Origin of the sequence: Pseudomonas entomophila (assembly GCF_029478665.1) — a bacterium.
GTDB lineage: Bacteria > Pseudomonadota > Gammaproteobacteria > Pseudomonadales > Pseudomonadaceae > Aquipseudomonas > Aquipseudomonas entomophila_F.
The window spans coordinates 1-6,599 of record NZ_JARPQB010000088.1; the positions used below are offsets into that span (position 1 = coordinate 1).

The window sequence follows — 6,599 nt, forward strand, 5'->3', positions numbered from 1 at the left end:
GCCTTGCCGGCGAACACCGGCTATGCCGGTGCCATCCACCGCGTAACGTCCTTCGCCGGCAACGCCGGCTCCTACAGGCAAATATGTTTTGCTCGTCGGCCCGGTCACCGCCAGGCGTCAAAGGTGCGACAATATTGCCGCCAAATGACGTGACTTCCCCGTACCTACCCTGCGTCAAGGCTTAGGTTCGGGGCAAACCTGGCACCCGGACCGAGCGATGCCAGCGTACCGTGCTGCGCATTCCTGGACTTTCACCGTCCTATTACTTGAGGTTAGAAGCAAGATGGCCAAGGCCGCCGATGTCGTTGTGCAATGCCTGGAAAACGAAGGTGTCGAGTATGTGTTCGGCATCCCTGGCGAGGAGAACCTCGACCTGCTCGAGTCCCTGCGCAAATCGAAGATCAAGCTGGTACTGACCCGCCACGAGCAATCCGCGGGCTTCATGGCCGCCACCTACGGCCGTCTGACCGGCAAGACTGGCGTCAGCCTGTCGACCCTCGGCCCTGGTGCGACCAACCTGGTGACCGCCAGCGCCTACGCCTATCTGGGCGGCATGCCGATGATGATGATCACCGGCCAGAAGCCGATCAAGAAGTCCAAGCAGGGCCGTTTCCAGATCATCGACGTGTGCGGCATGATGGACCCCATCACCAAGTACACCCACCAGTTCGCCTCGGCCGACAACATCCCCGCGCGCATGCGTGAAGCCTTCCGCCTGGCCGAAGAAGAGAAGCCGGGCGCGGTGCACCTGGAACTGCCGGAAGACATCGCCGCCGAGCAGACCGACGCCCTGCCGATCCCGCGCAGCCTGCACCGTCGCCCGCTGGCCGAGCACGTGGCCATCGAAGCCGCCGTGCAGAAACTGCAGAACGCCCGCAACCCGATCCTGGTGATCGGCGCCGGCGCCAACCGCAAGATGACCGCCAAGGTCCTCAAGCAACTGATCGACAAGACCGGCATCCCGTTCATCACCACCCAGATGGGTAAAGGCGTGGTCGACGAGCGTCACCCGCGCTTCCTGGGCAACGCCGCGCTGTCTTCCGGTGACTTCGTTCACCGCGCCGTCGAAGCTGCCGACCTGATCGTCAACATTGGCCACGACGTGATCGAGAAGCCGCCGTTCTTCATGGTGCGCGGTGGTACCGAAGTGATCCACGTAAGCTTCCGCTCGGCGGAGGTGGATGCCGTTTACTTCCCGCAGGTGGAAGTGATCGGCGACATCGCCAACGCCGTCTGGCAAATCAGTGAAGCGCTGACCGACACCAGCCACTGGGACTTCACTCGCCTGATGGCCATCCGCGAAGCGAACGAAGCGCAGATCGCCGAAGGCGCCGATGACGACCGCTTCCCGGTCTACCCGCAGCGCATGGTCGCCGACATCCGTCGTGCCCTGCCGTCCGAAGGCATCGTCGCCCTGGACAACGGTATCTACAAGATCTGGTTCGCCCGTAACTACAAGGCACACAAGCCCAACACCGTGCTGCTGGACAACGCCCTGGCGACCATGGGCGCCGGCCTGCCATCGGCGATGGCTTCGCACCTGGTCTACCCGGACCGCCCGGTGATTTCGGTGTGCGGCGACGGCGGCTTCATGATGAACAGCCAGGAGCTGGAAACCGCCGTGCGCCTGGGCATGCACCTGACCGTGGTGATCCTGCGTGACGACGGCTACGGCATGATCCGCTGGAAGCAGGCCAACATGGGCTTCACCGATTTCGGCCTGGACTACGGCAACCCGGACTTCGTCAAGTACGCCGAAGCCTATGGTGCCAATGGCCATCGCGTTGAAAGCGCCGAGGGCTTCCTGCCGCTGCTCGAGCACTGCATCAAGACCCCTGGCGTGCACGTGATCGACTGCCCGGTGGACTACAGCGAGAACGACCGCATCCTCAACAGCGAGCTGCGTGAACGCGCGCTGGCGGTCTGACGGCTGAGGCCCAAATCGCGGGGCAAGCCCGCTCCCACTGGCCCGACGCAGGGCTTGTGGGGGCGGGCTTGCCCCGCGCTTGTTATTGCTCCGGTTACATTTCCCTCAACGCCTTCTTCCATGTGCTAGGGTGCATCCAAATTTCCGCCCCAGGACACCCGCGCATGCTCCCCGCACTCAGCGAAAAAGAACTCGACCGCCTCGAAGACCTGTTGATCACCTACGGCAACGACTATTCGGTGCTCAACCTGGCCGAACTCAATGGCTTCTTCACCGCCTTGGCCAGTTCACCGAACACGGTCACCCCCGAGCAATGGCTACCCGCTGTCGCGGGCGGCAAGGTCCCCAAGTTCAAGAAGCCCGCCCATGAAGAGGCCTACACCGCGCTGATGCTGCGTTACGCCAGTCAGGTGGCTGAAGAACTGGCCGACGACCTTGCTCATTTCGAACCCCTGTTCGAGGAGAGCGAGGGCGAAGAAGGGCCGGCGATCATTCTCGAGGAGTGGTGCTTCGGCTACATGCGCGGCACGCAAGTGGCCGAGTGGAGCGAATTGCCGCCGGAGCAGGATCCTCTGCTCAAGGCCATTTCCTTGCATGGCCTGGAAGACAACTTCGAGTTGCTGGATTCGATGAGCTTCGATGAGCATCAGGCCTGCGTGCCGCTGGTGGTCGAGGCGGCGCGTGGGTTGTACCTGTACCAGAAGCGGCAGCGGCATTGAGGCCGCATTCGCCGGCAAGCCGGCTCCTACCGTGAACCCCCTGTAGGAGCCGGCTTGCCGGCGAATGGGCCAGTACAGGCAACCTATTATTCCACCTGCCGAAATACTGGATTGCTCTCGGCACTGATTCTGTTGCCTGCCGATCCAGTGCAGCATGTCCTCCAGCAGCGCCACTCCCGGCGCTGATCCGGAGCCCAGAACATGGCAAGCCCGATCAAGCTCTACAACTTTCCCAAGTCCGGCCACGCCCACCGCATCGAGCTGATGTTGTCGCTGCTCGAACTGCCCACCGAACGGGTCTTCGTCGACCTGGCCAAGGGCGCCCACAAGCAGCCCGATTTCCTTGCCCTCAACCCCTTCGGCCAAGTGCCGGTGATCGACGACAACGGCATCGTCATTGCCGACTCCAACGCCATTCTGGTCTACCTGGCCAAGGCCTACGGTGGTGAGCGCTGGTTGCCAGCGGACCCGGTCGGCGCCGCCCGCGTGCAACGCTGGTTGTCGGTGGCGGCCGGCCCGCTGGCCTTCGGCCCAGCCGCGGCGCGCCTGGTGACAGTGTTCGGCGCCTCGTTCAACACCGATGAAGTCATCGGCCGTGCCCACACCCTGCTCAAGGTGATGGACGCCGAGCTGGCCAAAGGCCCGTTCCTGGTCGGTGACCAGGCGACCATCGCCGATATCGCCAACTACTCGTACATCGCCCACGCGCCGGAAGGCAACGTGTCACTGGAACCGTACCCCAACGTACGCGCCTGGCTGGCCCGTATCGAGGCGTTGCCAGGCTTCGTGCCGATGCCTCGCACGGTCATCGGCTTGCAGACCACCCTCTGAGCCCCGAGGAATGCCGCCATGCAATCGCCCTGGCATGCAGGTGAAAAACAGCTGCAGGAGCACGTCGGTGTTGCCGAGCGCATGGAGGTGTTCGGCCAGAAGGTCATCCGCGACTACATGCCCGACCAGCATCGGGCCTTCTATCACCAGTTGCCGTTCATGGTGGCCGGTGCCGTGGATGCCAGTGGCAAGCCCTGGGCGACGCTGCTCGAAGGCCCGGAGGGTTTCGTCAGCTCGCCCGATCCACGGCGGTTGCGGATCGGCACCGATTTCGCCGCCGACGATCCGGCAACGTCTGGCCTGGTGGCTGGCAGTGCCATCGGCCTGTTGGGGATCGAACTGCATACGCGGCGACGCAACCGTCTCAATGGTGTGATTCAACGGGCCAGTGCCGACCAGTTGGAGGTGGTGGTCGAGCAGTCGTTCGGCAACTGTCCGCAGTACATCCAGTTGCGCGAATACACCCGCGTCGATGAGCCGCCGCAGGGGCGCCAGGATTCAACGGTGCTTGATGCCCACGCCCGCGCCATGATCGAAGGTGCCGACACGTTCTTCGTCAGCAGCTACGTCGAACTTGAAAGCGGCCAGCGTTCGGTGGACGTGTCCCATCGCGGTGGTCGGCCCGGTTTCGTCAGGGTAGAGGGTAATCGCCTGACCATCCCCGACTATGCCGGCAACCTGCATTTCAACACCCTCGGCAATTTGCTGGTGAACCCGGTCGCCGGCCTGTTGTTCGTCGATTTCACCAGCGGCGATGTGCTGCAGATTTTCGGGCGAACCGAGGTCATCCTCGACAGCCCGCTGATCAGCGCTTTCGAGGGCGCCGAGCGGCTTTGGACCCTGGATATCGAGCAGGTAGTGTTGCGCCGGGCTGCCGTGGCACTGCGCTGGGCATTCCAGGAGTACGCACCCACCAGTCTCATGACCGGCACCTGGGTCGAGGCCGAGCAGCGCCTTCACCAGCGTGAACGGCAGCGCCAGTGGCTGGGCTGGCGAGTGCTGCGCATCGAGCAGGAGAGTCGGGATATTCGCTCGTTCTACTTGCAACCGGAGGATGGCGTCCCTGTACCCTTCGCCCCCGGCCAGCATATCCCGGTACGTTTGCGGATTGACGGGGCAACACCGCTGATCCGCACCTACAGCCTGTCCAGCGCGCCTTCTGATGGTTACCTGCGCATCAGTGTCAAGGCGCAGGGGGCGGCCTCACGGTATCTGCATCGACAGTTGAAGGTTGGCGATCGCCTGGAGGTACGCCTGCCCATGGGCTGCTTCACCCTGGATCCGCAGAGCGACCGGCCCATTGTGCTGATTGGCGCGGGCGTCGGCATCACTCCGTTGATGGCCATGCTTCGGGAGCAGTTGGCCAAAGCAGAGCAGCGGCGAATCCACCTGTTCCACGGTGGACGCGCGCTGGCCGACCTGCCGTTCCAGCAGGAGCTTGCCGCACTCCAGCAACAAGCCAACGGCCTGCTGAGCATCCATCGCGCCCTGAGCCAGCCTGAACCCCAGGCCGTGCGGGGGCATGACTATGCGTTTGCCTGCCGCCTGGGTATCGAGCAGATCAAGGCGACGCTGGCGTTGGACGACTATGACTTCTACTTGTGCGGCCCTGCCAGCTTCACCCAAGACTTGTACGAAGGGCTGCGCGGCGTGCACGTGCCCGACGCACGCATTCATGCCGAGGCCTTCGGCCCCTCGACCCTGCGCCGTCACACCGACGACGACCAGCCCACGTTGCAACAGCCGCCACCTGCCACCGAGCCGGTACCGGTGTATTTCGCCAGTTCCGCCAAGGAAGCGCGCTGGGCCCCGGGCAGCGGCACATTGCTGGAGTTGGCGGAAAGTCGAGGCCTGTCGCCGGATTTCAGTTGCCGGGGCGGTTCCTGTGGCACGTGCAGGACGAAGCTGGTCAGTGGCCAGGTGCACTATCCCAACCCGCCCGCCGAACTGCCGGATGAAGGTTTTGCCTTGATTTGCTGCGCTGTACCCGCGCAAGCACAGGAGGGGACCAACGGGCTGGTGCTGGAGTTATGAGGTGGAGCTATTCGCCGGCAAGGCCGGCTCCTACAGGATGGCGGTGCTCTCGTAGGAGCCGGCCTTGCCGGCGAAGAGGCCGTCAGAAGCAGCATAAAGCCCCGCCATGACAGATAATGCCCGCACCCCTGAGGCCCAGGAGCCCCCATGGACCAGATCCATCTGATGAAGGTCTTCGTCGCCGTCGGCGAGCTGGAAAGCTTCGCCGCCGCCGCGCGTCGCCTGGCCATTTCGCCAGCGGCGGTGACCCGCGCCGTCAGCGCACTGGAAGAGCAGCTCGGGGTCAAGCTGCTGCTGCGCACCACCCGCAGCGTGCGCCTGACCGAGGCCGGTGGCCGCTACCTGGAAGACACCCGGCACATCCTCGCCAGCATCGTCGAAGCCAACGAGGCCGCCGCCGGCATCAACGCCGCGCCCAAGGGCGACCTGGCGGTGACCGCGCCGATCCTGTTCGGCAAGAAGTTCGTCATGCCATGCATCGTGCGCTACCTGCAGCAGTACCCCGAGGTGGATGTATCGGCATACTTCCTCGACCGCGTGGTGAACCTGGTGGAGGAGGGCATGGACGTAGCCGTGCGTATTGGCCAGCTACCGGACTCCGGCCTCAAGGCATTGCGCGTGGGCAAGATGCGTCGGCTGTTGTGCGCTTCGCCCGAGTACCTCGAACGTCACGGCACGCCGTGCCATCCCTCCGAATTGCAGCGGCACGAGGTCATCGCGGCTGGCACATTGTCACCGCGCACGGACTGGCGCTTCGGTGCCATCGACGATCCGACCCTGATCCGCATGAAGCCGCGCCTGACCGTGACCAGCAACGACGCCGCCATCGCCGCGGCCAGCGCCGGGCTCGGGATCGCGCGGTTGCTGTCTTATCAGGTGGCGGATGAAGTGGCGGCCGGGCGCTTGCAGGTGATCCTGGCGGAGTATGAGGAGGCGCCGTGGCCGATCCATATCCTGCATCGGGAGAGCAAATATGGCTCGACCAAGGTGCGTACCTTCATCGACATGTTGGCCGAGCATCTACGTAGCCAGTCGCATCTGGCCTGATCCCGGAACCAGGGGCTGCAGCGCAGCCCTTTCGCGGCACA

5 protein-coding genes are annotated in these 6,599 nt (G+C 64.1%); all 5 read left to right on the forward strand.

The window, feature by feature from the left end:
- The first annotated feature begins 283 nt into the window (after positions 1-283).
- The 5 genes from P5705_RS25605 (at position 284) to P5705_RS25625 (ending at position 6,558) form a co-directional block, all read left to right on the forward strand.
- Positions 284-1,927 (forward strand): acetolactate synthase large subunit, encoded by a 1,644-nt coding sequence (locus P5705_RS25605; RefSeq protein ID WP_213659899.1) that lies wholly within the window; start codon positions 284-286, stop codon positions 1,925-1,927.
- A gap of 164 nt (positions 1,928-2,091) precedes the next feature.
- Positions 2,092-2,646: a UPF0149 family protein gene (locus P5705_RS25610; RefSeq protein ID WP_277463658.1), complete on the forward strand. Its 555-nt coding sequence runs from the start codon at positions 2,092-2,094 to the stop codon at positions 2,644-2,646.
- Between the two features lie 201 nt (positions 2,647-2,847).
- The gene (locus tag P5705_RS25615; protein ID WP_277463659.1) at positions 2,848-3,477 is read left to right on the forward strand and encodes a glutathione S-transferase family protein; all 630 of its coding nucleotides are present in this window, start codon (positions 2,848-2,850) and stop codon (positions 3,475-3,477) included.
- 18 nt (positions 3,478-3,495) lie between these two features.
- Positions 3,496-5,511: a pyridoxamine 5'-phosphate oxidase family protein gene (locus P5705_RS25620; RefSeq protein ID WP_277463660.1), complete on the forward strand. Its 2,016-nt coding sequence runs from the start codon at positions 3,496-3,498 to the stop codon at positions 5,509-5,511.
- A gap of 147 nt (positions 5,512-5,658) precedes the next feature.
- Positions 5,659-6,558: a LysR family transcriptional regulator gene (locus P5705_RS25625; protein WP_277463661.1), complete on the forward strand. Its 900-nt coding sequence runs from the start codon at positions 5,659-5,661 to the stop codon at positions 6,556-6,558.
- Positions 6,559-6,599: the final 41 nt, after the last annotated feature.